Annotated in this window: 27 protein-coding genes, 1 tRNA gene and 1 pseudogene; 13 read left to right on the top strand and 16 right to left on the bottom strand. The window is 69.3% G+C overall.

Annotated elements, in window-relative coordinates; translation table 11 throughout:
* Positions 1–31: 31 nt before the first annotated feature.
* The gene (gene mgrA / locus QM582_RS18100; RefSeq protein WP_415086761.1) at positions 32–1,072 is read left to right on the top strand and encodes an L-glyceraldehyde 3-phosphate reductase; all 1,041 of its coding nucleotides are present in this window, start codon (positions 32–34) and stop codon (positions 1,070–1,072) included.
* 9 nt (positions 1,073–1,081) lie between these two features.
* On the opposite strand, the gene QM582_RS18095 is transcribed toward mgrA, so the two are convergent.
* Positions 1,082–1,507, bottom strand: coding sequence for a phosphodiester glycosidase family protein (locus tag QM582_RS18095; RefSeq protein ID WP_415086760.1), 426 nt, complete (start codon positions 1,505–1,507; stop codon positions 1,082–1,084).
* A gap of 490 nt (positions 1,508–1,997) precedes the next feature.
* Between QM582_RS18095 and QM582_RS18090 the strand changes: the two genes are divergently transcribed.
* The 4 genes from QM582_RS18090 (at position 1,998) to QM582_RS18075 (ending at position 4,550) form a co-directional block, all read left to right on the top strand.
* The gene (locus QM582_RS18090; protein ID WP_415086759.1) at positions 1,998–2,861 is read left to right on the top strand and encodes an undecaprenyl-diphosphate phosphatase; all 864 of its coding nucleotides are present in this window, start codon (positions 1,998–2,000) and stop codon (positions 2,859–2,861) included.
* A 93-nt stretch (positions 2,862–2,954) separates the two neighbouring features.
* Entirely contained in the window at positions 2,955–3,800 is an 846-nt protein-coding gene (locus tag QM582_RS18085) for a 5'-nucleotidase, lipoprotein e(P4) family (RefSeq protein ID WP_415086757.1), read from the top strand.
* Positions 3,801–3,894: 94 nt separating this feature from the next.
* A complete protein-coding gene (locus QM582_RS18080) occupies positions 3,895–4,137 on the top strand; it encodes a type II toxin-antitoxin system Phd/YefM family antitoxin (RefSeq protein WP_415086756.1) in 243 nt (80 codons plus the stop codon).
* Between the two features lie 2 nt (positions 4,138–4,139).
* The gene (locus QM582_RS18075) at positions 4,140–4,550 is read left to right on the top strand and encodes a type II toxin-antitoxin system VapC family toxin (RefSeq protein WP_415086755.1); all 411 of its coding nucleotides are present in this window, start codon (positions 4,140–4,142) and stop codon (positions 4,548–4,550) included.
* A 46-nt stretch (positions 4,551–4,596) separates the two neighbouring features.
* Here QM582_RS18075 and QM582_RS18070 read toward each other — a convergent pair whose 3' ends face one another.
* A complete protein-coding gene (locus tag QM582_RS18070; RefSeq protein WP_415086753.1) occupies positions 4,597–4,788 on the bottom strand; it encodes a hypothetical protein in 192 nt (63 codons plus the stop codon).
* A 409-nt stretch (positions 4,789–5,197) separates the two neighbouring features.
* Between QM582_RS18070 and QM582_RS18065 the strand changes: the two genes are divergently transcribed.
* The 3 genes from QM582_RS18065 to QM582_RS18055 all read left to right on the top strand — a co-directional run bounded on the left by QM582_RS18065 (position 5,198) and on the right by QM582_RS18055 (position 7,803).
* Positions 5,198–5,596: a DUF4143 domain-containing protein gene (locus QM582_RS18065; protein ID WP_415086751.1), complete on the top strand. Its 399-nt coding sequence runs from the start codon at positions 5,198–5,200 to the stop codon at positions 5,594–5,596.
* A gap of 403 nt (positions 5,597–5,999) precedes the next feature.
* Positions 6,000–6,578, top strand: coding sequence for a TetR/AcrR family transcriptional regulator (locus QM582_RS18060; RefSeq protein WP_415086749.1), 579 nt, complete (start codon positions 6,000–6,002; stop codon positions 6,576–6,578).
* Positions 6,579–6,588: 10 nt separating this feature from the next.
* Positions 6,589–7,803, top strand: coding sequence for a glycosyltransferase (locus tag QM582_RS18055; RefSeq protein ID WP_415086747.1), 1,215 nt, complete (start codon positions 6,589–6,591; stop codon positions 7,801–7,803).
* Between the two features lie 120 nt (positions 7,804–7,923).
* On the opposite strand, the gene QM582_RS18050 is transcribed toward QM582_RS18055, so the two are convergent.
* From QM582_RS18050 to QM582_RS18040, 3 genes are all read right to left on the bottom strand, one after another.
* On the bottom strand, positions 7,924–8,991 hold the full coding sequence (locus QM582_RS18050; RefSeq protein WP_415086745.1) for a PDDEXK nuclease domain-containing protein: 1,068 nt from the start codon (positions 8,989–8,991) through the stop codon (positions 7,924–7,926).
* Between the two features lie 282 nt (positions 8,992–9,273).
* Positions 9,274–9,396 (bottom strand): DUF433 domain-containing protein, encoded by a 123-nt coding sequence (locus tag QM582_RS18045; protein ID WP_415086743.1) that lies wholly within the window; start codon positions 9,394–9,396, stop codon positions 9,274–9,276.
* Positions 9,397–9,445: 49 nt separating this feature from the next.
* Positions 9,446–9,530, bottom strand: a tRNA-Leu gene (locus tag QM582_RS18040).
* A gap of 137 nt (positions 9,531–9,667) precedes the next feature.
* Between QM582_RS18040 and QM582_RS18035 the strand changes: the two genes are divergently transcribed.
* Positions 9,668–10,051 (top strand): hypothetical protein, encoded by a 384-nt coding sequence (locus QM582_RS18035; protein ID WP_415086741.1) that lies wholly within the window; start codon positions 9,668–9,670, stop codon positions 10,049–10,051.
* Positions 10,052–10,113: 62 nt separating this feature from the next.
* Here the strand turns inward: QM582_RS18035 and QM582_RS18030 are convergent, their stop codons facing one another.
* From QM582_RS18030 to rph, 7 genes are all read right to left on the bottom strand, one after another.
* Positions 10,114–11,457, bottom strand: coding sequence for a DNA polymerase IV (locus QM582_RS18030; RefSeq protein ID WP_415086740.1), 1,344 nt, complete (start codon positions 11,455–11,457; stop codon positions 10,114–10,116).
* Positions 11,458–11,460: 3 nt separating this feature from the next.
* Positions 11,461–11,967 (bottom strand): dihydrofolate reductase, encoded by a 507-nt coding sequence (locus QM582_RS18025; protein ID WP_415086738.1) that lies wholly within the window; start codon positions 11,965–11,967, stop codon positions 11,461–11,463.
* A gap of 84 nt (positions 11,968–12,051) precedes the next feature.
* Positions 12,052–12,741 (bottom strand): esterase/lipase family protein, encoded by a 690-nt coding sequence (locus tag QM582_RS18020; RefSeq protein ID WP_415086736.1) that lies wholly within the window; start codon positions 12,739–12,741, stop codon positions 12,052–12,054.
* On the bottom strand, positions 12,738–13,556 hold the full coding sequence (locus tag QM582_RS18015) for an alpha/beta fold hydrolase (protein WP_415086734.1): 819 nt from the start codon (positions 13,554–13,556) through the stop codon (positions 12,738–12,740). The genes QM582_RS18020 and QM582_RS18015 overlap by 4 nt, the downstream gene beginning before the upstream one ends.
* Before the next feature lie 5 nt (positions 13,557–13,561).
* Positions 13,562–14,356: a thymidylate synthase gene (locus tag QM582_RS18010; RefSeq protein ID WP_415086732.1), complete on the bottom strand. Its 795-nt coding sequence runs from the start codon at positions 14,354–14,356 to the stop codon at positions 13,562–13,564.
* A 2-nt stretch (positions 14,357–14,358) separates the two neighbouring features.
* The gene (rdgB, locus tag QM582_RS18005; protein WP_415086730.1) at positions 14,359–14,976 is read right to left on the bottom strand and encodes an RdgB/HAM1 family non-canonical purine NTP pyrophosphatase; all 618 of its coding nucleotides are present in this window, start codon (positions 14,974–14,976) and stop codon (positions 14,359–14,361) included.
* Positions 14,973–15,698: a ribonuclease PH gene (gene rph, locus QM582_RS18000; protein ID WP_415086728.1), complete on the bottom strand. Its 726-nt coding sequence runs from the start codon at positions 15,696–15,698 to the stop codon at positions 14,973–14,975. The genes rdgB and rph overlap by 4 nt, the downstream gene beginning before the upstream one ends.
* Before the next feature lie 55 nt (positions 15,699–15,753).
* On the opposite strand from rph, the gene QM582_RS17995 reads away from it, so the two are divergent.
* The 3 genes and pseudogenes from QM582_RS17995 to QM582_RS17985 form a co-directional block, all read left to right on the top strand.
* Positions 15,754–16,560 carry an ATP-binding cassette domain-containing protein gene (locus tag QM582_RS17995; protein ID WP_415086726.1) on the top strand — a complete coding sequence of 269 codons (807 nt, stop codon included), beginning with the start codon at positions 15,754–15,756 and terminating at the stop codon, positions 16,558–16,560.
* The gene (locus QM582_RS17990; protein WP_415086724.1) at positions 16,557–17,231 is read left to right on the top strand and encodes a hypothetical protein; all 675 of its coding nucleotides are present in this window, start codon (positions 16,557–16,559) and stop codon (positions 17,229–17,231) included. The genes QM582_RS17995 and QM582_RS17990 overlap by 4 nt, the downstream gene beginning before the upstream one ends.
* A 123-nt stretch (positions 17,232–17,354) precedes the next feature.
* Positions 17,355–18,644, top strand: a pseudogene (locus tag QM582_RS17985) (HNH endonuclease); the annotation flags it as partial.
* A 134-nt stretch (positions 18,645–18,778) separates the two neighbouring features.
* On the opposite strand, the gene QM582_RS17980 reads toward QM582_RS17985, so the two are convergent.
* Entirely contained in the window at positions 18,779–19,252 is a 474-nt protein-coding gene (locus QM582_RS17980; RefSeq protein ID WP_415086722.1) for an OsmC family protein, read from the bottom strand.
* Here QM582_RS17980 and murI point away from each other — a divergent pair.
* Positions 19,251–20,096: a glutamate racemase gene (murI, locus tag QM582_RS17975; RefSeq protein ID WP_415086720.1), complete on the top strand. Its 846-nt coding sequence runs from the start codon at positions 19,251–19,253 to the stop codon at positions 20,094–20,096. The two genes, QM582_RS17980 and murI, sit on opposite strands and share 2 nt — an antisense overlap.
* A gap of 7 nt (positions 20,097–20,103) precedes the next feature.
* Here murI and QM582_RS17970 read toward each other — a convergent pair whose 3' ends face one another.
* The 3 genes from QM582_RS17970 to QM582_RS17960 form a co-directional block, all read right to left on the bottom strand.
* Positions 20,104–20,544, bottom strand: a complete 441-nt coding sequence (locus QM582_RS17970) for a PIN domain-containing protein (protein ID WP_415086718.1) — start codon at positions 20,542–20,544, stop codon at positions 20,104–20,106.
* On the bottom strand, positions 20,541–20,747 hold the full coding sequence (locus QM582_RS17965) for a type II toxin-antitoxin system VapB family antitoxin (RefSeq protein WP_415086716.1): 207 nt from the start codon (positions 20,745–20,747) through the stop codon (positions 20,541–20,543). The genes QM582_RS17970 and QM582_RS17965 overlap by 4 nt, the downstream gene beginning before the upstream one ends.
* Before the next feature lie 45 nt (positions 20,748–20,792).
* Positions 20,793–23,632, bottom strand: a 2,840-nt coding sequence (locus QM582_RS17960) for a DUF5979 domain-containing protein (protein ID WP_415086715.1), incomplete at its 5' end; no start/stop codon positions are given.

Below are 23,632 nucleotides of genomic sequence, written 5' to 3'. Positions count from 1 at the left end.
GTAGGATCGTCGCGACCGAAAGGACGCCCCAATGCCGCTGCAACCCGTCTTCGTTCCCGACGCCGCCCGCTACGACGGCCGGATGCCCTACCGCCGCACCGGACGCAGCGGCCTGCTGCTGCCGGCCATCTCGCTCGGCCTGTGGCACAACTTCGGCGACGACGTGCCGTTCGACCGGCAACGCTCGATCCTGCGCCGGGCCTTCGATCTGGGCATCACCCACTTCGACCTGGCCAACAACTACGGCCCGCCGTACGGCTCGGCCGAGACCAATTTCGGACGCCACCTGCGTGAGGACTTCGCCCGCTACCGCGATGAGTTGGTCATCTCCAGCAAGGCCGGCTGGGATTTCTGGCCCGGCCCGTACGGCGACCTGGGCTCGCGCAAGTACCTGCTCGGCTCGCTGGACGCGTCCCTGCAGCGGATGGGGCTCGACTACGTCGACATCTTCTACCACCACCGTTTCGACCCGGACACCCCGCTGGAAGAGACCATGGGCGCGCTCGATTCGGCGGTGCGTTCAGGCAAGGCGCGCTACGTCGGCATCTCGTCCTATTCCGGCACCCGGACGCGCGAGGCGATCGCCATCCTGCGCGACCTGGGCACTCCCCTGCTGATCCACCAGCCGTCCTATTCGATGCTCAACCGGTGGGTCGAGGAGGAGCTGCTCGACGTGCTCGGCGAGGAGGGTGTGGGCTGCATCGCCTTCTCGCCGCTGGCCCAGGGCATGCTGACCGACAAGTACCTGGGCGGGATTCCGTCCGGCTCGCGGGCCTCGCAGGGCAAGTCGCTGTCGCCGGATCTGCTCACCGAGCAGAACCTGACCCACATCCGGGCGCTGAACGACCTGGCTCAGGCCCGTGGGCAGAGCCTGGCGCAGCTGGCGCTGGCCTGGATCCTGCGGGACGCCCGGGTCACCTCGGCGCTGATCGGGGCGTCCAGCGTCACCCAACTGGAGAACAGCGTGGGCGCGGTCGCCAACCTGGACTTCACCGAGGAGGAGCTGGACGCCCTCGACGCGCACGCCGTCGAGGGCGGGATCAACCTGTGGCGGGGCCCGAGCCGCGCCTGAGCAGGGCGTTCACCGGCTGCGTACCGAGACGAAGTCACGGGTCGAGGTGCCCAGGTAGCGGGTCGGCGTCCGCACCTGGTCGGGGGTCAGCTTCTTCGCCTTCAGGCCGCCGCGGTGGTCGTAGTAGACGTAGCTGGTCCAGTCGCGGTTGATGTCCAGCTGCATCGCCCGGACCGATCCGGCCTGTTGCAGCAGTTGGGCCAGGGTCTTCACCGACAGCGCATTGCCGTGCACGGTGACGATGTCGCCGTTGGCGGTGACGCCGACGCCGGAGCGCCAGACGTAGGTGGAGTCGCCGAGGGTCTTGCCGAAGGCGCCGCTGTCGGCGTGCCGCACCGCGTCGGTCACCTGTCCGGCGTCCACCAGCAGGGTCGGGTTCTGCCGGACGGCGGTCGGGCGCTGCGGCGTCGTGCGGTGCACTGGGTCGTCGGTCATGGCCACCTTCCACACGGTTGCCGGCGGCGGTGAGGCTGAAACCAGTTTCTGGTGGTTATCCGACCGGTGTCGGCTCGCTATCTCTGCTCGAACCACTTTCTGGTGGATGTGGGTAACCCCCAGGGGGTATCGGTAGCCACCAGAAACCGGTTCGAGCAGCCAACGGCGCCGGTACCGGTCGCCATAACCACCACAAACCGGTTCCAGCAGTTGATGCCCCGGTCAAGAACCGCTCGGCAGCCGCTGCACCAACGCCAACGAACCTACGAACGTGCCCGCTAGGCAGCGGCGATGAAGCGGCAATGAAGACCGCCGGCGGCGGGCCCGAACCCCACGCCGGGCTGTGCCATCACGCCTGCGGAACCGGTCGTGACCAGCGGTTATGGTCCGCGTTGGGAGATGAAGGGCGGATGAAGCAGACCCCTCGCCGGGGCGCCGGCGTCCGGAGAATCGGGTCAGACCTCTGCTGCGGAGCCGGGGCTCAGGGTCCGTGCGGGCAGGAGGGGGATGGGCTGCGTCGTGGTTCCACGCGATCGTCCTGGGGATCATCGAGGGGCTGACCGAGTTCCTGCCGGTTTCCAGCACCGGTCACATCACCATCGCCGAGCAACTGATCGGCTACCCGGTCTCCTCGCCGGCGATCACCGCATTCACCGCCGTCATCCAGCTCGGCTCGATCCTGGCCGCGGTGGTCTTCTTCGGCAGGGACATCCTGCGGATCGCCGGAGCCTGGATCCGTGGCATCGCCGACCCGAAGGCGCGGACGCTGCCGGACTACCGGATGGGTTGGAACGTCATCGTCGGCTCGATCCCGATCGCCGTGGTCGGACTGCTCGGCAAGGACCTGATCGAGGGCCCGCTGCGCAGCCTGTGGGTGGTGGTGGCCGGGCTGCTCGGCTGGAGCGCGGTGATGTGGCTCGCGGATCGCCGCACCGCCGTGCCGGGACGGGGTGAGGCGTCCATCAACCTGCTCGACGCCGTGGTCGTCGGCCTGGTCCAGTGCTGCTCGCTGGTCCCGGGCGTCTCCCGCTCGGGCGCCACCATCTCCGCCGGCCTACTGCGCGGCATCGATCGGCCCACCGCCACCCGGTTCAGCTTCTTCATGGGGATTCCGGCGCTGATCGCAGCGGGCGGGCTGGAGGCGGTGTCGCAGGCCGGCACAATCTCGGCCACCATCGGCTGGGGACCGGTGCTGATCGGCATCGTGGTGGCGTTCATCACCGGCTACGCCTCCATCGCCTGGCTGCTCCGGTTCGTCTCGCGGCACACCTTCACGGCCTTCATCGTCTACCGGATCGCCGCCGCCGGGGTGCTGGTCTGGCTGCTCTGCTCGGGCCTGGTCGCCGCCGGGTGAGGCGGCCCCTGTCGGCGGTCGGCGTCCCGCTGCTAGCGTGCGACACCTCGTCGCCCGGACCCACCGGGCGATCCAGTGATCGAGGAGTCGGGGATGAGTGATCTGAAGCGACGCAGCCTGCTGACCGGCATGGCCGGCGGGACCCTGGCGGCGATGGCAGCCGCCGCGCCGCGGGCGGACGCCGCCGCCAACGACGTGCAGAACATCTTCAGCGCGGCGGTGGCCTGGCGGCAGACGGCGGCCGAACGCGACATGCTGTACATCCAGGGGTTCCAGCTGGCGAAGGCGCGGCTCGACGCCGCGCTGGCCGGACGGCGTCCGCAGCATCGCGGCCGGCGGCGCCGGAAGCTCGCCTTCATCTCCGACGTCGACGACACCGTGCTGGACTCGAACAGCTACTGGGCGCTGCTGCTGGCGGCCGGCAAGCAGGCCTTCGACGACGCGCTCTGGGACGAGTGGGTGGCGGCGAACGGCCCGACTGCGACCCCGGGTGCGGTCGACTTCACCCACTACGCCAAGCGCCGCGGCGTCGAGGTGTTCTACGTGTCCAGCCGCGACCAGGGCGAGGACACCCAGAAGCTCGGCGTGGCCAACCTCAAGCACGCCGGGCTGGCGTTCGCCGACGACGCCCACGTGACGATGCTGCGCGAGTCGTCGAACAAGGAGCCGGCGCAGCAGGCCATCGCCGCCAAGTACGACGTCATCGCCTATCTGGGCGACAACCTGAACGACTTCCGCCGGCGCTACTACGTGAACTCGGTGACCGAGCGGAAGAAGCTGGCCATGGAGGACGCCCGGCACTTCGGCACCGACTACATCCTGTTCCCGAACAACACCGACGGGCATTGGCTGAAGGCGATCTTCGGTGACAGCGAGCCGCCGGACAGCGCCGAGTACCGGCTCCGGATGCTGCAGGCCGCGCTGGGGAAGGTGAACTGAGGCCGGCTCCGACTTTGGTCGATGACGGGAGCACGCTTGGACGGGCCCGAGCCAGTCCAAGACAATCCGACTGGTCTACGACTAGTCTGATTGCATGACCGCCGAGCACATCGGCGCCTACGAGGCCAAAACGCACCTGCCGCGCCTGCTGGACGAGGTCGCGCGCGGTGAATCGATCACGATCACCAAGCATGGCCGCGCGGTTGCCCGACTCGTCCCGGTGGCGCCTGACGCGGAGCGCCCGGGGGCCGTCATCGCGGCCCTCCGGGCGGCACGCGTGGGCGTCCGGCGCGGGGACGACTCAATCCGCGCCATGATCGACGAAGGACGGCGCTGACCGTGTTCGTGGTGGACGCCAGCGTGACGATGGCCTGGTGTTTCGAGGACGAAGCGACGGAGGCTACCGACGCCGTCCTCGACCGGCTCCAATGCGAACGGGCACGCGTCCCTGCCATCTGGCCGCTCGAGGTGGCGAACGTACTGCTGGTCGCCCAGCGCCGCGGACGCGCCAGCGAGGCCCAGGTCAGCCGGCTCGTGCGCCTGCTGGCCCAACTGCCCATCGATGTCGACGAGACCGGCACCGACCTGGTCGGACTCCTCGCCCTTGGCCGCACTCATCAACTGAGTTCGTACGACGCGTCCTACCTGCTACTGGCCGAGCGAACCGGACTCCCCCTGGCCACCCTCGACGAAAAGCTGAGCAGAGCTGCCACGAGCGCCGGTGTCCCGCTGCTGATTCCGGCGTCGTAGCCGACGACGCGAGGCACGTCCGCGTCGAGGACGATCCGCACTGGAGTCAGGCGATGCCGGAAGCTCGGTCGGCATGAAGCCAGGCGAGGAAGTCCTCAAGCTCATCGTCGGTCTCGAAGACTCCCGGCGCCGCCCAGTCGGCGCCGTCACCGATCGGCTTGGCGTCGCGGAAAAGCTCGTCGAGGTCAACCCGGCCGTTGCGCTCGGGGACGGGTAGTGGCTGTGGACTCGCGGACACCGTCACCACATCCTTACTCTCGATCGTGCTCCAAGTGTGGCATGCCTTGTCGCTGAGACGGACAACCTCACACCTGGGGAAGGCGAGCAGAGTTCCTGAATGTGTCTGAACGCATTCGGGAGGCGTCGTGAGGAGGGCTGAGGCTCGCATCGAGTCGGCGCGCAAGGCGCACCCGCACCACCAAGGCATCCGCGCCGGCGTGCAGGATCCACGCCAGGACCAGCGCTGCATCCTTGGTTCCCCCGAACCTGTGGATGAACGAAAGCCGTGTGGATAACGTCCGGATCACCCCTAGCCGGAGCCTCGTTCCCCCGTTTCCCCACTCGGGTGCCGGCTGACCTGCCGTCTCCTCGCCTGAGCCTGACTGGACGGCGGTTGTTGATTCCAAGCCACAGGGCAATCCGTCGAGATGCCCAGTACGGCACCGTCCAGATGCTCAGTAGGAAGCCGCGAAAGGGAGACCGTCTCACGCACCACCGGCACCTGGCTGGGTGCACTGTTCGAGTCGCTGGCCACGCAGTCGGTGCGGGTCCATGCCGAGGCGATGAGTGCCCGCGTGGGCCATCTGCGCACCAAGAACGGCGACCACGAGATCGATCTCATCGTGGAAACCAACGACACCCGCTGCACCGCCATCGAGGTGAAACTCGCCGACACCATCCACGACGCCGATGTACGCCATCTGCTGTGGCTGCGCGGCCGACTCGGCGATCGGCTCAGCGACTGCCGGATCCTCAACACCGGACCGCGGGCCTACCGACGACCCGATGGTGTCGCTGTCGTCCCCCTCGCCCTGCTCGGACAATAGCCGCCGGCCGGCCGGCCACAAGCCAACATCGGCCGGGGGCCAGCGCGCGGCGTGGGGCCGCCCACGGCGGCCCCACCAGGCGGTCATCTGACCCGAGTCGCGGATTGAGGCGTAGCGGTCTCCCGAGACGAAAGTGCTGAGGGATCTCGACTGTGGCGCCTGTTGACGGGCCCGAGGCCTACCGATTTGCTGGCCGAGCGAACCGGATTCCCCCTTACGCCGTTCGCCTGTCACGAAGCTGATCGCAGCCTCGGACGGCGCAATCTGGGCATGCAGGCGGGGCGGCAGCACTGCTTGGACAGCCGCGAAGACACATCGGTGTCGAGGACGATCCGTACTAGAGTCTGGGGAGGACGAGCAGAGCTAAACTGAATGCGTTCACTGAACGCATTCAGGAGGCATCGTGGGGAGAGCCGAGGCTCGCATCGAGTCGGCACGCAAGGTCGTGGCGGCGGCTGCCGACCTGTTCACCCGGCAGGGCTACGCGGCGACGACGGTCCCGCAGATCGCGGCGGCGGCAGGGGTGTCGGTGGGCACGGTGGCCAGTGTCGGGTCGAAGGATGCCCTGTTCCTGCGGGTCTGGGAGGAGGCCTCGACCGCCGCTTCGCTAGGGATGTTGGCGCAGGCGAGGCAGGCGTCCGGATCGGTGACCGACCGGGTGTGGAGCTACGTCGGCGCCTTGGTCGAGTCGTCGATCGCGATGCCGGACGCCCTGCGCGACTACTTCGTCGCCTATCTACGCGAGCGTGAGCACACCGAGAACCAGGCGCGGCTGACCGAGGTGGTGGGCGCGATCCGGGACCTGTTCCCCACCGACCGGGAACCACCGAACGCCTCGCCGGCCATGTTGGCGGCCTGGACGATCTGGCTGGCGTTCTCGTCGATCTGTTTCGGATTGGCAGCCGCGTCGATTCCGCCGGAGGAGGCACGTCGGTTGATGCGTGCGGTGGTCGAGGCGCAGTGCGCACCCTTCGAGGATTGAGGCGGACGATGTGAAGGTCACCCTGGTCAGTTACGGCAGTCTCGGCGACGACGTGCCGCTGGTCGCTTTGGCGCTCGGGCTCCGGGACGCGGGTCATCAGCCGGTGATCGTGGCGGAGCAGGGTGCACGGGCGCTGACCGCGGAGCACGCGCTGGAGTTCCACGCCCTGGCCGGGGACATCGCCGAGTTGATGCGTCCCGGGGCGCCCATTGCGCAGGCCGTCGAGGCCGGACGCCTGACGCTCGGCTCGTTCAAGAACTACCGGCGTGACGACCGGGCATGGCTGGAAACCATCGCAGCGGCGGCCGCCGGATCGGACGTGGTGGTGGGGATGCCGGTGGCCGGCTGCCACGCGCTCGCGGTCGCCGCCGATATCGGCGCCCGTCCGGTGATCGCGGAACTGCAGCCGCTGGCGCCGACCCGTGCGTTCGCACCGTCCGGGCTGGGCGACGTGCGCGTGCCTCGCGCGCTCAACCGGATGCTCGGAAGGGTGGTCGACCACGCCGGCTGGGCGATGATGGCGAGATCGGTCAACCGGGCTCGGCGCGAGCTGGGGCTCCCCAGGACTTCCAACCCGACGCGTGGCGCCCGCCGGCTCGGCGCCTGGTCACCGACCCTCGTTCCCCCGCCCGACGACTGGCCCGCGAACGTGTCGGTGACCGGGGCGTGGCGGCTGCCGGCTTCGGCGCGCTGGCGTCCGGACCCGGCACTGCAGGCGTTCCTGGACGCCGGCGAGCCGCCGGTCTACGTCGGGTTCGGCTCGATGCCAAGCTTCTCCGGAACGCGGCCGCTGATGGACGCCCTGCTCACCGGCCTGGCTGGCCGGCGGGTCATCCTTACGGGCAGCGCCGCCGAGCGGGTGGCGGCGTCCGAGGACGTGTTCGTCACCGGTTTCGTGCCGCACGACTGGCTGTTCCCTCGCTGCGCCGCGATCGTGCACCACTGCGGAGCGGGCACCACCCACGCCGCGCTGGCGTCCGGGACACCCTCGATCCCGGTTCCATTCACCCTGGACCAACCGTTCTGGGCACGCCGGCTGCACGACCTCGGCGTCGCGTCCCCGCCGCTTGACCCTCGGCGTCCCGATCCGGACGCCGTCCGCGCTGCGCTGGCCCACGTCCGAACCGACCGGGTGCGCGAACGAGCTGCTGACCTCGGACGGCAGGTGGCTGCCGAGGACGGCGTCCGAGCGGCGGTTTCCGCCCTCGAAGACCTGTCCGGGTGAGACCAACAGCCCGTCCAACGCCTACGGCTGATTCCGACAACTCTGTACGGCCGACTTCAAGCTACAACGTGCGCGCGCTGATCCTCGCAGCATCGGTTCAGGAGTGCGTAGGCAATAGCATCAGTCGTCAACGTCGCCGTTCTCAAGTGCCTCGGCGGATGTCACCACGATCCCACGGCGGGCCAGTCGTTCTTGTGCGTCGCGGACGATCTGGCGGAGCTTGGACTCAAGCTCAGCCTTCGGCGGCAGGGTCGTCCAGTACTCCACCACGGCGATGCCATCCTTATGCAACTCAAGGAACTCGACCTCTTCGCGATCTGCTTCCGAGCACAGGATCAACCCAACGGGCGCCTCCTCTCCAGGCTCACGCTCGTGAGCATCGAGCCACTTAAGATAGGCCTCCATCTGCCCCACATGCGCAGGTCGGAATGCGCCGAGCTTGAGTTCGACCGCCACCAGCCGCCGCAGCGGACGACTGAAGAACAGCAGGTCCAGCCGGTACTCCCTAGCACCGACTGCCATCCGCTTCTGGCTGGCAACGAATGTGAACCCAGGCCCCACTTCCATCAGGAAAGCCCGCATGTCACTCAGGATCGCGGCTTCGAGGTCCTTCTCCAGGTAGCTGTCGTGCAGGCCCAGCATGTCGAGGAACACCGGATCAGTGAACGTGTCGCGTGGAACGGCCGAGCCTTCAGGGATCTGACTGTTGGCGATCTCGCGTCGCTCCCAGGCCTTCCGGGCGATCGCCTGGCGAAGTTCGCGGACCCCCAGATGCTTCAAGGTTGCCTGCTCGATGTAGAACCTGCGAGCCTCGTCGGATCGGAGCGGCAGCAACTCCTTGAGGTGACTCCAACTCAATTGCCGCGACACCGTAGCGACAGTCTCAAAGTCCGGGAACTCTTCCGCGAACTGGACCATGCGACGAAGAGACGCCGCCTCGAACCCACGACCGAAGCGGGCGGTCAATTGTCGCGACAGCGTAGCGACAATCTGTTTGCCATAGTCAGCCCGCTGTTGGCGAAGCAAGTTCACCGAGATCGCCCGCCCGATCAACCAGTACGTCAGTGTCAGCGCCGTGTTCGCCTGGACGGACGCGATTCGACGACCCCGCTCTACCAAGCCGGCGATGTAGGCAAGCAAGGCGTCCTGGTCGTCAGGGACATCGTCGGTGGGCACCAGATCTGCCATGCCCGGCTCCTCCTTCAGGTGCGCGACTGCTACCGATCAGCAACAGCCGACGATGGTGCGAGCCCGCCGCGCCCAACTCAGGCGACTTCCCCACCGATGATTCGATCATACGTTCGTCCATGAAGTTCCAGCGAGTCAGCAGACCCGGCAAGTCCCGCGAGAGGTTCTGGTCGATCAGGAGCCTCAAGCGAGTGGAACCTGGCGCTCATTCAGAGCCGCTGCCGCGAACTGCAGAGCCTGCTTGAGATCCTCGGCTTCGCGTTCGGGGAAGTCGTGGAGAATCTACTCGGCGGTTCGACCGTCCGCGACCATGTTGACGATCGTCGCGACCGGCATACGCAGGTCACGGATGATGGGAACCCCGCCCATCTTCCGCGGATCGACCTGGATTCGCTCGAACGCCATTACCTGAGCCTACGACCCCCCATGCGGCCCGACGAGGGGGTAGGTCGGCTGGTGCCGGAGAAGGGACTTGAACCCTCACGCCCGAAGGCACAGGAACCTAAATCCTGCGTGTCTGCCAATTTCACCACTCCGGCGCGCCGCCGGGTAGGCGGCACGCTCAGTGTAGAGGGCTCGGTCCCGCCCGCTGTCCGCTCGCCTGATCGCTGGGCGCCCGCGTGAGGCCGCCGTCACCAGCCAAGGACGCCGTAGGGTGCATGCAAGGAGGTGACTCATGACAGCGCCAGCGAACCGCGAGCTAGTGGTGGAGTCCCTGCAGCGCGAGTGGTCCCGATTTTGTCAACCGCTCCCTCCGCCCGTAACGGTCATTGACGCCCATGTGGGCGCTGATGCCGATGGTGATCCCATCTTCCAGGTCGTTTACCGCCTGCTTGGGTCGTCCGAAGTGCTCGGGGCGCAAGTTGCGATCGTGGATGATCCTGACCACCTTTCGCGGTTCTTCGAGCAGATTCTCTTCGAGCTGTTCGATGAGCCCAACGACACCAGTGCGGGTCTGTGCCTGGACGGCGTGCGGTGGTGGAAACCCCGAGGTCTCCGCCCCGATCAACTCTTCGCCAGCAACGACACCCGAGTCTCGATGCCCCACCCAATGCTGTAACGCGGCGCACGATCGGCTGCCCCCGAGCCCTTGGTCATGCGGGTCATCGATGCGGGCGGCGCTCAGTCGCCGGCGGGACGCAGCGCGGGGTCGTCGACGGCGAAGGTGCGGACGGGTCCGGGGCCGGTGTGCGCAGTCTCGAAGCGGACGGTGACCCGGCCCAGTCCTGATCCCCAGACCCAGCCCGGTCCGTGGTCGTCGTGGACGACGTCCGCACCGGGGCGGTAGGCGGCGGCGCGGGTATCGACAAGCTCGACCGACGGTCCGACCGGCTCGGCCGACGGTGCGGCGGGGGTCTCGACAGGCTCGACCAGCGAAGTAGAGGTCTCGATCAGCGACGGCTCGAACAGGGCTTCTTGGGCGATCTCGGTGAGGCCGGCGACACCGACGCCGAGCAGCCGGAGGCCGCGGGGGACGTCCACGGCTTCGAGCAGGGCGCGGGCGACGGTGGTGATCACCTCGGGGTCGTCGGTGGCGCCGTCCAGGGTGCGGGAGCGGGACAGCGTGGCGAAGTCCGGGTAGCGGGCCTTGATGGTGATGGTGCGGGCGAACAGGTGCGCGGTGGAGAGCCGTCGCGCGACGGTGCCGGCGTCCCGGGCGATGATGGCGTCCAGCTGGGCGCGGTCGGTGACGTCGGTCTCGAAGGTGTCCTCCACCGAGATCGACTTGGTCTCCCGGTCGGGCTCCACGCCACGGTCGTCGCGGGCGAAGGCGAGCGCGCCGATCCACTCCCCCTGTGCCCGGCCCAGTTCACGCAGCAGTTCCCGGGCCGAGAGCCGCTGCAGGTCGGCGACGGTGCTGACGCCGAGCCGGGCCAGCTTCTCCATGGTGACCGGGCCGACCCCCGGGATGGCCCGGGCCGGCAGTGGCGCGATGGTCTCCACCTCGGTTCCGGGCGCGACCAGCCGGACGCCGTCCGGCTTGGCGAGTTCGCTGGCCACCTTGGCGATGAACTTCGACGATCCAATGCCGACCGAGCCGGTCAACCCGCCGGTGGCCTCGGTCAGCCGGGCGCGCAACTCGGTCACCTCGGCGAGTATCGCCTCCGGTTCCAGCGACCGCTCCCCCACCGCCAGGTCCACGAACGCCTCGTCCAGGCTGAGCGGCTCCACCAGCGGCGACAGCTCCCGCAGCAGCCCCATCACGATCCCGGACGCCTCGCGATACGCCCCGAACCGGCCGGACAGGAACGCCGCGTGCGGGCAACGCCGGCGCGCTTCGTGCATCGGCATCGCCGAATGCACCCCGAACACCCGGGCTTCGTAGGACGCCGTGGCGACCACTCCGCGCTGCCCGACGCCACCGACGATCACCGGCTTTCCGCGCAGCGACGGCTTGTCCCGCTGCTCGACGGCGGCGAAGAAGGCGTCCAGGTCGAGGTGCAGGACCGACGCGGTGGTGCGCACGCCCTACCCGGCAGTCAGCGGCTCGGCACGCCGCAGGTAGCGGACGAAGGCGAAGCCGTCGCGCTGTTCACGGCTGACCTCCTGCCATTGCCGGGGATCGACCTCCGGGAAGAACACGGTGCCGTCCGCCGCGGCGTCCACCTCGGTCAGGTCGAGTTCGGTGAGCTCGGGCCAGGCCTGGCGGTAGATGGTGCCGCCGCCGGCGACGTAGATCTCGTCGTCCAGGGAGCGGGCCAGGTCCAGCGCCTCGCCCAGCGAGGCGACCGCATAGCCGACCGCGCGTCCGTCGCTGGGCAGTTCGATGCGCGCCGGGTCACTGGTCACGACGATGGTGGTGCGTCCGGGCAGCCAGCGGGCGATGGCGTCGTGGGTGCCGCGGCCCATGATCATCGGGTGGCCGTGGGTGACCCGCTTGTACCGCGCCCAGTCCTCGGCGATCTCGAAGGGCTGGCTCTTGCCGTCGCCGATCACACCGTTGGAGCCGACGATCGCGATGCCAATGATCCGCACCCGCCGAGCTTACCGACCTTCGTTGGTCGAGCTTGTCGAGACCTTTGGATTTCGACAAGCTCAATCAACGGGGTTTCGACAAGCTCAACCAGCGAACGATTCGTGCAGCAGCTGATGAATCACCCCGTGCACCCGGACGTCCCGCAGCGGTCGGAAATGACCGGACGCCTCCAGGGTCACGTTGCGGGCGCCCTCCAGCCTGCTGCCTTCGGGGATCACCTGGTCGTGGGTGGGCTGCAGCGAGATGATCCGGGCGTTCACCTCCAGTTGTGCAGCCAGCTCGGTGATGGCCGGCCCGCGCGGCGCGAAGACGCCCAGCGGGGTGCGTCCGAAGATCGGCCAGGACAGCGACGAGCCGCCGAACGGCGTGCTCAGCGCCACCATGCCGCGCACCCGCTCGGCGACCGCCGGGTCGAGCATCACCAGCTTGCCGATCAGTCCGCCCTTGGAGTGGGCGACCAGCATGGTCCCCTGCAGTCCGTGCGCGATCAGGTAGTCGGCGACGATCCGTTCGGCGTCCGGCAAGGGCGAACCGTTGGCGCCCAGCGCCGGGATCAGGTGCACCGGATGCCCCGCCGCGTTCAGCGACCGGGCCAGCGGCACCAGGTAGGGCCAGCGTTCCCAGATGCCCGGCAGCAGCACCACCGGGGTGTGGTGGGCCGGGTCCGGGCCGGCCTGAGTGAAGGCGTCCGGGGCGCCGGAGCGGCTGAGGGCGCGCAGCCACCAGCCGATGCCGTAGGCCCAGTCGGCCAGCCCACCGAACAGTCGGCTCATCCGGTGCCGATGCCGGCGAGGCCGAGGAGCTCGTCGGCCAACTCCTGGTAGCTGTCGTGCACCAGCCCGTGCGCGGTGCCCGGAATGGTGATCGCCTGCGCCCCGGCCACCAGCGCGGCCAACTGCTCGCGCCACTCCGGCGGGCTGACCAGGTCGTGCTCGCCGCTGACCAGCAGCAGCCGGGCCTTGGTCAGCGGCAGCCGCTGCTCGATCGGGTAGGCGATCACCTTCGGCATGGTGTCGCCGATCCAGCGGGCCCCGGCCCTCAGGTAGGCGCCGAAAGCGGTCACGGTGTTGCCCGGCGGCTCGTACACCGACGCCCCGAGGAAGCGCCGGACGACCGGAAGCAGCGACCGTTCGCCGGCCACCACGACCGGTCCGGCCAGCATCGCCGCACTGCTGTAGGACGGGTACTGGGCGAGGATCTCGGCCACCACCTGGGCGCCCATCGAGTGCCCGACCAGCAGCGGATCGACCACCTCCAGGTCGTCCAGCGCCCGCTTGGTAACGTCGGCGAAGTCCACGATCGACATCCGGTGCCGAGGCTTGGGCAGGTCGTGGAAACCGGGCAGGTCGAACAGCAGCACCCGTCCGTACGGCGACAGCTCGTCCGCCAGCGGGACGAAGAACCGCGACGAAATCCCTAGCCCGTGCACCAGCACGAAGGTGGTGACGTCGGACGACTCGGCCAGTTCGGGCCGCATCGTCCACTCCTCGTAGACCCGGACCCGGGCGTCGCCGTACTGGAACTCGTGCACGGTGAGCCGCTCCAGGCCGGACTTGCGCCGGCCGAGCAGGAAGCGTCGTCGGGCCATCGGAATCAGACCGCGATCGGTGCCTTGATGCCCGGATGCGGGTCGTAGCCGAGCACCTCGATGTCGGCCAGGGTGAAGGCGTCGATCGCGGTGACCCCCGGGTTGAGCCGCAGCGTGGGCAGCGGACGCGGCGCGCGGCTCAGTTGCAGATCGGCCTGCTCCAGGTGGTTCAGGTAGAGGTGCGCATCGCCGAAGGTGTGCACGAAGTCGCCCACCTCGAGACCGGTCACCTGCGCCACCATGTGGGTGAGCAGCGCGTACGAGGCGATGTTGAACGGCACCCCGAGGAAGATGTCGGCCGAGCGCTGGTACAGCTGGCAGGAGAGCCGTCCGTCGGCGACGTAGAACTGGAACAGCGCGTGGCACGGCGGCAGCGCCATCGCGTCCACGTCGGCCACGTTCCAGGCCGAGACGATGTGCCGGCGGGAGTCCGGATTGGCCTTGATCGATGCGATCACGTTGGCCAGCTGGTCGATGTGGCGTCCGTTCGGGGTGGGCCAGGACCGCCACTGGTGGCCGTAGACCGGGCCCAGGTCGCCGTTGGCGTCCGCCCACTCGTCCCAGATGGTGATGCCGTTGGCGTGCAGCCAGGCCAGGTTGGTGTCGCCGCGCAGGAACCACAGCAACTCGCCGAACACCGACCGGGTGTGCACCCGCTTGGTGGTGAGCAGCGGAAAGCCCTCGCGCAGGTCGAAACGCAGCTGGTGACCGAAGATGCTGCGGGTGCCGGTACCGGTGCGGTCGCCCTTGACGGTTCCGGTGTCGCGGACCAGCCGGAGCAGATCCAGGTACTGCTGCATCGTTACCTCTCTTCGCGTTCGATGAGCCAGTCCAGCATGGCCCGGACGGCCTTGCCGCGGTGGCTGATCGCGTCCTTCTCGGCCGGCGACAGTTCGGCGTTGGTGCGGGTGTGTCCGTCGGCCACGAAGATCGGATCGTAACCGAAGCCGTTGCCGCCCCGGGGCTCCGACACCAGGGTGCCCTCCATGGTCTCGCGCAGCACGTGCTCGGTGCCGTCGGGAGCGACGTAGGCGACGGCGCAGACGAAGCGGGCCGTGCGCTCGGCCGGGTCGGTGTCGGCCAGCTGGGCGATCAGCAGGTCGAGGTTGGCCTGATCGGTGGCACCTGCGCCGGCCCAGCGGGCGGAGCGGACGCCGGGCATGCCGTTCAGCAGGTCGACCGCGATGCCGGAGTCGTCGGCCAGCGCCGGCAGCCCGGTGGCGGCCACGCAGGCCCGGGCCTTGAGCAGCGCGTTGCCCTCGAAGCTGCGTTCGGTCTCGGCCGGCTCGGGATAGCTCCGGACGTCGTCCAGGCCGACGATCTCGAACGGCAGATTCCGGTCGGCGGCGAGCCGCCGCAGCTCGGCCAACTTCTTGGCATTATGCGTAGCCAGGACGACCTTCGTCGGTTCGGTACTCATTGAGCCAGGGCCCGCTGCTGCAGCCGGGTGAGTTCGGCGGTCCCGGCCACCCCCAGGTCGAGCAGGGTGTCCAGCATGGCGCGGTCGAACGGCATGCCCTCGGCGGTGCCCTGCACCTCGATGAAGGCGCCGTCGCCGGTGGTGACCACGTTCAGGTCGACCTCGGCGGCGGAGTCCTCGACGTAGGCCAGGTCGAGCAGCGCGGTGTCCTTCACCACACCGACCGACACCGCGGCCACCGAACCGGTCAGCGGCTCGCCGGCCAGCGCCTTGCGCTCGCGCAGCCAGGCGACGGCGTCGGCGAGCGCCACGTAGGCTCCGGTGATCGCGGCGGTACGGGTGCCGCCGTCGGCCTGCAGCACGTCGCAGTCGAGCACGATGGTGTTCTCACCGAGGGCCTTGTAGTCGATCACGGCCCGCAACGAGCGTCCGATCAGCCGGGAGATCTCGTGGGTACGGCCGCCGATCTTGCCCTTCACCGACTCCCGGTCGCTGCGGCTGTGGGTGGCCCGCGGCAGCATCGCGTACTCGCTGGTCACCCAGCCCAGGCCGGAGCCCTGGCGCCAGCGCGGCACCCCCTGGGTGACGGACGCCGCCACCAGCACCCGGGTGCGTCCGAACTCGACCAGCACCGACCCCTCGGCGTGATCGAGCCAGTTGCGGGTGATGGTCACGGGGCGCAGCTGGTCGGAGAGGCGTCCGTCGGTGCGGGTGTAGGTCATGGGACCATCCCATCCGGCGACCGGGACGGTGTCAAAGTCGCCGTAGGGTGCAGCTGTGCCGGATGACGTGCTGGAACTCGCCCGGGTGACCAAGCGGTACCGCCGCGGCGGGCCGACGGTGCTGGACGAGGTGTCGCTGCGGTTACGGCGCGGCGAACTGGCCGAACTGCGCGGTCACAACGGATCCGGCAAGTCCACGCTGCTGCGGGTCGCCTGCGGATTCAGCCAGCCCTCGGGTGGTCGGGTGGTGCGCAGCTCTGCAGGGTTCGGGTTCGTCCCCGACCGGGTGGCGCCGCCGGGCCGGATGACCGGACGCAGCTACCTGACGCACCTGGGCTCGATGGCCGGCATGGAACGACATCAGATCGCGGTGGCAGCCGAGTCCGTGACCGCGCGGCTGGGCCTCGACCCAGGCCTGGACGCCCCGCTCGGCACCCTGTCCCGCGGCAATCTCCGCAAGGTGCTGCTGACCCAATGTCTGATCCGGCCGGTGCACCTGATGGTGCTGGACGAACCATTCATCGCCCTGGACGCCGACGCCTCCGACGCGCTCACCGAGCTGATCCTGGAACGGGCGGACGCCGGTGTCACCTTCCTGATCGCCACCCACGGGTCCGGCCTGCCTGGCGTCCGCTGGGTGCTGAGCCAAGGACGCCTGCTTCTGGATGATGACCCGGAAGAGGCGTCCGACGAGGGGTTCCTGGTGGATCTGGACGTCCCGGCAAGCTCCCGTGCGGGCGAGCCACTGCCCGGCGGCGGCGTCCGGTATCGGCTGCCCGCGGACGAGTTGGAGACCTTCCTGGTGCGGGCCATCGCGGACGGCGCGCACGTCCGACGGGTGCAGCCGGAGCCTCGCCGATGAAAAACCTGACTGCCACCGTCCGGTACCTGGGTGCGTTGCTGCTGAGCACACAGCGCTGGGCTCCGCCGGCGATCATCCTGGTCGGTCTCATCGCCTGGATCTGGGCGACGCCGCCACTGGGCATCGACACCGTCCGGGTGATCCTGCCGGTGCTGTTCGCGCTGGCGTCCTGGGTGGGACATGTCCTGCGGACCATTGAGGACGCCGGCGAGCAGCAGATCAGTGTCAGCTGTCTCGGCTCGGCGACCCGGTTGATGCTGACCGAATGGGCGCTGGCTACGGTGCTCGCCGCCGTCGTGCCCGCGCTGCTGGTGACCGGTATCGCCTGCTACGGCCTCGCCGTCCCAACCCAGGCGGTGTTCAGCGGCGCCCAGACCCTGGCGTCTCTGCTGGCGATCGTCTGCGTCGCTTCCACCGGCTCGGCGCTCGGCACGGTGACAGCGCTGGCGGTACCGAGCCGTCCGGGATGGGCGGCGGGACTGCTGATCCTGATCGGACTGTTGCAGGCAAGCCCGTGGCTGGCCCCGACCAGCCAGCTGGCGAACGCACTGCCGGTGGCGAAAGGCGCGCTCGGTCTCGACCTGCTGCTCGGAATCGGGCTCGCCGTCGTGATCACCGGCGGACTGCTGTTCACCGTCGGCCGGCTGTGCCGATGGATCGGTATTCGCTAACGGCTGAGTGACCGTTGGAACGGTTCTCGGTCACTTTCGGTTACGTTTCCGTAGGTGTTGTCCGAGTGTTGTCAGTTCTCCTGCCGTGCTGTTTTTGTCGGTGGCGTCAGGTAGCTTGTCGGTATGGCAATCCAGGCGATAGAACAGGTCACACCGGCAGCGGTGTTGGCCGAATTGTCTGCCTGCGACGAGACCGAGCGAGCCGTTTCCGCACGCCGGATGGAATTGGCGGTGATCTGGGCCGGACTGTATCCAGGAATCAGCGAGCAGCCGTACGACAAAATCGTGGACTCGTTGATCGACGAGGCGACGGGTGTGACGGTCGCGGCGATCGCCGAGTTCGCCGCCACCCACGGCGTCTCCACCAATGCGGGTCGGCAGTTGATCGGTGACGCCATCGAACTGCATGATCGGTTGCCGCGCTGCTGGCAGCAGATGATCGGTTTGCGGCTGCCGGCGTGGAAAGCGCGGCTGCTCGCCCAAACCGTCCGCTACCGGGGTGATGCGACGGTCGCCTGGATCGACGCCCAGGCTGCCGTGCTGGGGAACAGGCTGGGCGTCCGTACGATCAAGAGACTCGCCCTGCTGGCCCAGGCCAGGTTCGAACCCGACACGCTCACCGACCCGGTCCAGAAACGGTGGGTGCGGATCGGTGCCGACACCGAGAGTCCGGACGGACGTAGCTGGCTGGATGGATGCCTGGACACCCCCGACGCACTCGACCTGGACGCCGCGCTCCGGCTCATCGCCGCCGACCTCGCGGCCGAGGACGACGAAACGGATCTGGATGCCCGCCGGGCGCACGCGTTGGGCGTCATGGCCCGCCGCACCCTCGGACAACCCGAACTACCCGCCAGCACCGACGCAGCCATGGACGCTGGAGAGAACGACGCCGCACGGACCGATAGCGAGCGTGGCAACAGCAGCGGGCCGACCTCTCCCACGCCGGCCCGTCGGACGCCGTCGACCGGCACAGCCGCGCCCAGTGCACCGGTCACCGGGCATGGAGCGTTTCACCGGGCGGGGCGTCCGGTGATGATCTACCTCCACCTCGACGCTGCCCAACTCACCGACGACTGCCGCGGCTTGGCCGAGGTCGGCACCACCAGCCAACTGGTCACCGTGGACCAGATCCGCCGCTGGTGTAACGCCGCCGGAACTATCACCATCCGGCCCGTCATCGACCTCAACCACACCCGCACCACCCCGAGTTATCGACCCACCGAGATCATGCGCGAACAGATCGCGTTACGCGACCGCGCCTGCGTATTTCCGCATTGCACCCGCATCGCACACCCAATCCGGCAACCCAGAACCGGTGAGTACAGTCATGACGCCGATCACATCACACCCTACGATTCCGGCGGTCACACCTCCACCGACAATCTGGCCTGCTTGTGTCGATTGCATCATCTGCTGAAAACGCATACCGGTTGGCGATACGACATGATCGGGCCGGGCGAATACCTCTGGACCTCACCCCTCGGCCACCACTACCTACGCACCACAGGCAGCATGAAATGTCGTGTCGATGAAGGCGACCGCCGTCAGTGGAGCCCCGAGGTCACCACCGGCTCGACCCGGACCTCGAAGCTCACCGAGTTGGCGATGAAGCACCATTCGTGCGCTTCATGGTGCGCGGCGAGCGCCGCGTCCACCATGGACGCGTCCCGCACCGTGACATGAGGGCGCAGCACCACCTCGCGGAAGGCGCCGCCGTTGCCTCGGGTGACCATCACCCCGGACGCGGAATCGACGTAGTCGGTGACCACCACGCCGCGGGTGACGCAGGCGTGCAGGTAGGACAGCAGGTGGCACTGCGACAGCGCGGCGAGCAGCAGATCCTCCGGGTTCCAGCGGGCCGGATCGCCCCGGAACGGACGGTCGGCCGAGCCCAGCAGCACCGGCTTGCCGTCCACCTCAACGGTCACCGCGCGGTCGTAGTCGCGGTAGCCGGTGGTGCCCGTCCCCCGGTTGCCGGTCCAGCTGGTCCTCAACGCGTAGTGGTGCTCTCCGGTCATGAACCCAGCCTGGCACGAGTGCACGGCGGCACTAGAGTCGGACGTCGTGAGCGACAGCGACGGCCCGATCGGCATCTTCGATTCCGGCTTCGGCGGCCTCACCGTGGCCCGCTCCGTGGTCGACCAGATGCCCAACGAGGACGTCGTATACCTGGGCGACACCGCCCGCGCCCCCTACGGCACCAAGAGCCTGCCCGAGGTGCGCGAGTTCGCCCTGGAATGCCTCGACCGGCTCGTCGAACGCGACGTGAAAGCCCTGGTCATCGCCTGCAACTCGGCCTCGTCGGCGGTGCTGCGGGACGCCCGCGAACGCTACAGCGTCCCGGTGGTGGACGTGGTGCTGCCGGCCGCCCGCCGCGCCGTCCGGGTCAGCCGCAGCGGCCGGATCGGAGTGATCTGCACCAGCGCCACCGCCCACTCCCGCTCCTACGACGACGCCCTGGCCGCGGTGCCGGACGTCGAACTGTTCACCTCGGCGTGCCCGCTGTTCGTCGACTTCGTCGAGGCCGGCGTCACCGGCGGACCCGACCTGGAAGCCATCGCTCACGACTACCTGGAGCCGCTGCGGCTGGCCGAGATCGACACCCTGATCCTGGGCTGCACCCACTACCCACTGCTCACCGGCGTGATCAACTACGTGCTCGGCGACACCGTCACCCTGGTCTCCTCGGCCGAGGAATGCGCCAAGGCCACCTGGACCACGCTGAACGAACTGGGGCTGCTCAACCACACCCCGCGGGAGGCGTCCCGGCGCTTCCTGACCACCGGCAACCCGGAGAAGTTCCAGGGCATCGGCAGCCGGCTGATGGGCGGCTTCGTCCACGAGGTCGGCGCCATCTGGTGATCGCCGGCTACGGCAGCGTGCCTCGCGGCACGATCCAGCGCGCGTCCAGTTCGCTCGCCACCCGGGCCAGTTGCTCGAAGTCGGCGTCGTAGTGGAGGACGGCGACCGGACGGTCCAGCGCGGTCGCGTAGTGGATCGCGGTGGCCGCGATCTGCAGGTCGCTGACTCCGACCGCCCGGCCTTGGCCGGCCGCGAAGAGCGCGATCTGGAGCCGGAAGGCAATCTCGGCCACGGCCGGGACCGGCGCCAGGAACACCTTCGCGACGGTCTCGAATTCCATGATCCGGGCGTGATCGGCACGGTTGCGGGCCGAGTATCCGGCCTCCAGCGCCGTGGGCAGGCAGGTCGCGATGTCACCCAACGCCACCAGGCGATCCCACGCCGTCCGGACAGCGGGCTGGGCCAGCCGCTGGATCACCGAGTTGTCGACCAGGAAGAGCGCAGTCACCGCTGGGCGTCCCGGACGACGTCGGCATCGGCAAGGTCGTCCAGCGCCCCACTCGTGGCGAAGTCGGCGTAGCGGGCCAACTCCAGCCTGCGCACCAAGCTCTCCAGAGCCGAGGTCACCACGGCCTTCTTCGTCGGCAGCCCGGACAACCGCAAGGCGCGGTCGAGCAGCTGGTCATCGAGATCGAGCAGCGTCTTGGTCATCCGAGCCCTCCATATATCCATAGCGACGGCTCCAATATATATTCGCTACGCCCGGCGCCTCCGCACCATCAGCACCACCAGCCCGCCGAGCACCACCAGCGCGGCACCGCCGAACAGCATCGACAGCTGCGCCTCGGTGCCGGTCTGCGGCAGCACCGGTGGGGCCGGAGGCGGTGCCGGACGGTAGCTGTTGCGAGCCACGATCTGCACCGTGGTGCCGTCCCCCACGGTCACCTCGCCGGGCTCGATCAGCGAGGCGTCCGCCCCGCCGTCGTCGGTCTCGGCCAGGGTGCAGGACGCCCCGGTGGGCAGCTCGTCGAAGCTGCGGGTCAGCCCGCCGCGCACCGACAGCGTGAACCGGCCGTTCCCGGGCAGCTCCACCGAGGTCTGGTCGCCGTTCACCTCGCGGAAGCACTCCAGCCGGAATCCGAACACCGCGTCCGCCGGCGCCGGCCCGTCGATCCGCTTGGTGACCAGCAGCGACCCGAGCCGGTACTCGTTGGTCACGCTCACCTGCACCGGATGCTCCACCGAATCCGCGGTCACCCGGAACGGCTCCCGCGGGTCGACGACGGTCGTGTTGGCTCCCGCGTCGCCGACCTCGGTGACGGTGCACAGCGCGTCCAGGTAGAGCCGCGGCACCGTGACGCTCAGCGGCCGGCCGCCGCCGAGCCGCAGCTGGCCGTCGTAGACCACCCGTCCCGCCGCCTCGTCGACGCACTGCAGCCGGACGATGAACGGCCCGACCCCGTACCGGTCCGCTCCCGGGCCGAGCAGCCGCTTGGTGATCTGCACCGCCCCGGTCGGGAAGGTGTTGGTGAAGACCACCTGGTTGGTGGCCACCTGGTCGGCGTCCGGGCTCAGCAGCAGCGGGCCGATGGTGCTGCCGCCGGTCATCGCCGGATCGCCGCCCGGCTGGATCAGCTCCGAGGTGGTCGAGGACGCCCCGGCGGCGTCGGTCTCCATCGCCACGCAGGACGCCCCGGCGGGCAGCCCGGTGAACCGCACCGACTGGCCGGCGGAGAACGATGCCGTCATCGGATCAACCGCGGAGAACCCGTCGGCATAGACCGGCTGCCCGCGCAGGCTGCAGGTGACCAGGAAGCGGAACGGTCCGTGGCCGACCGGGTCGCCGGCGGCGTCCAGGGCCGAGCCGTCGGTCGACTTGGTCAGCACCAGCGACGCGTCCGGATAGCTGTTGGTGGCGATCACCACCGGCACGGTCTGGCCGTCGCGGACGATCCGCACCGTGCTGGCCGTGAAGCGCGGATCGCCGGCGGCGGCCAGGTCTTCGGTGACGGTGCATTCCGATCCCCAGGGGATGTCGGTCAGTTCCGCGGTCTGCCCGGCCCGCAGGGTCAGCCGGGCCCGGCTGCCCAGATCGACCTCCGCCCGCAGCGCCGGGTCGTCCGGCAGCGACACGCAGTGCACGGTCATCTGGAACTCCTCCGGCGCGTAGCGGGCCGCCGGCCCGTCCACCACCTTCTGCACCCGGAGTGGCCCGGTGGCCAGCGCGACGCCGACCTTGTTGCCCTCCGATTTCGGCGACAGCCCCTTCTGGCCGTTGTCGTCGGTGCGGGCCGCGGCGGCGACGGTGTTCCAGGCGATGGTGTCGGCGCCGGCGGCCGGCGACTGGGCCGGGGTGGTGGTGATCAGGTCCACCTGGATGGCGCCGAGCGGCCGCAGCATCTCGTCGAAGAAGTCGCCCTCAACCAGGATCGCGGTCGCGTTCGGCGGGATGGCGATCTCGCCGCCCACCTCCGGGTCGCGGATCTCGCCGATCAGCGTCCAGGCCCCGGGCGGGCAGGACTGGCCCAGGTTCAGGTCGTTGGTGCAGAAGTCGTCGTCGGTGTCGTAGTAGACCCGCACCGCGCTGACCGCGCCGCCGGTCACCCCGGCGTAGCGCACCGCCTTCGGGATCGGACGCCACTGCGAGTCGCGCGGCAGCGGCGTGATGGCTCCGACGTCCCCGGGCGCCGGCAGCCGGTCGATGCCGTAGACCCGGTCCTGCGGCAGGTTGCCGGTGTTGGTGAAGGTCATCCGCCAGATCTCGTCGCCGCCCGGACGGGTCACCGGCACGCAGCCGCCGGTGTAGAAGCCGTCGGCGTCCGGGGTGCAGCCGGCCGGGTTGCCGGTGGTGTTGAGCACCCTGAGCCCGTCGCCGGCGGCGGCCCGGACCGCTTTGCTGCTGCGCAGCGCACCGCCGCGGATCGGGCTGACCGTGCTGCTGGCGCGGCATTCGCCGGTGTCGGCGTCCAGCCGGCCGGTGCACTCGTCCCAGGGCCGGTCGCCGGAGATGCCGGTGCTGTTGGTCACCGGGGTCTGGCCGGGCAGGCCGGGCCGGAACCGCATCGCGACGGTGATCGTGTAGCTCTGGCCGACCTCCAGCACGGTGCCGGCCGGGAACCGGAAGGTGATCGTCGCCGGGGTCGCGGTGACGTCCACCTGGCCGGCGTCGGTGGGCAGCGGCGCGCCGTTGGCCGGATCCGGCGCGGCGCCGGTGAGCGCGAAGCCGTAGGGGCTCTGCCCGGCGGGCAGCCGCGGATCGAGGATCAGCTGCGGCCCGTCGGCGTCGGAGGGGATGCGGTCGGTGATCACCGGGTTGCCGATCGGGGTGGCGCCGGTGTTGGTGAAGGTCAGCGTGTAGGGAATCACCTGGTCCGGGGCCCGGGCTCCGGCCGGCGATTTGGTCACCGTCACCGCGTTGTGGGCGTGCCGGTAGCGGATCTCCGCGGTGTCGTCGTCGGTGGCCGACAGCGGGACGCCGTTGACCGTGTCGGCGGCCCGGTTCTCACCCCGCACCGTGTTGGACGCCAGCCCCGCGGCGTCCTCGCCGGGCGCGGCGGCGCTGCCGGCCAGGTCGCTGGGCACCGGGCCACCGGTGC

Source organism: Micropruina sp. (genome assembly GCF_047607385.1).
GTDB lineage: Bacteria > Actinomycetota > Actinomycetes > Propionibacteriales > Propionibacteriaceae > Micropruina.
The sequence above is the reverse complement of the archived record's forward strand: the minus strand, read 5'-3'. Positions and strand labels throughout refer to the sequence as shown.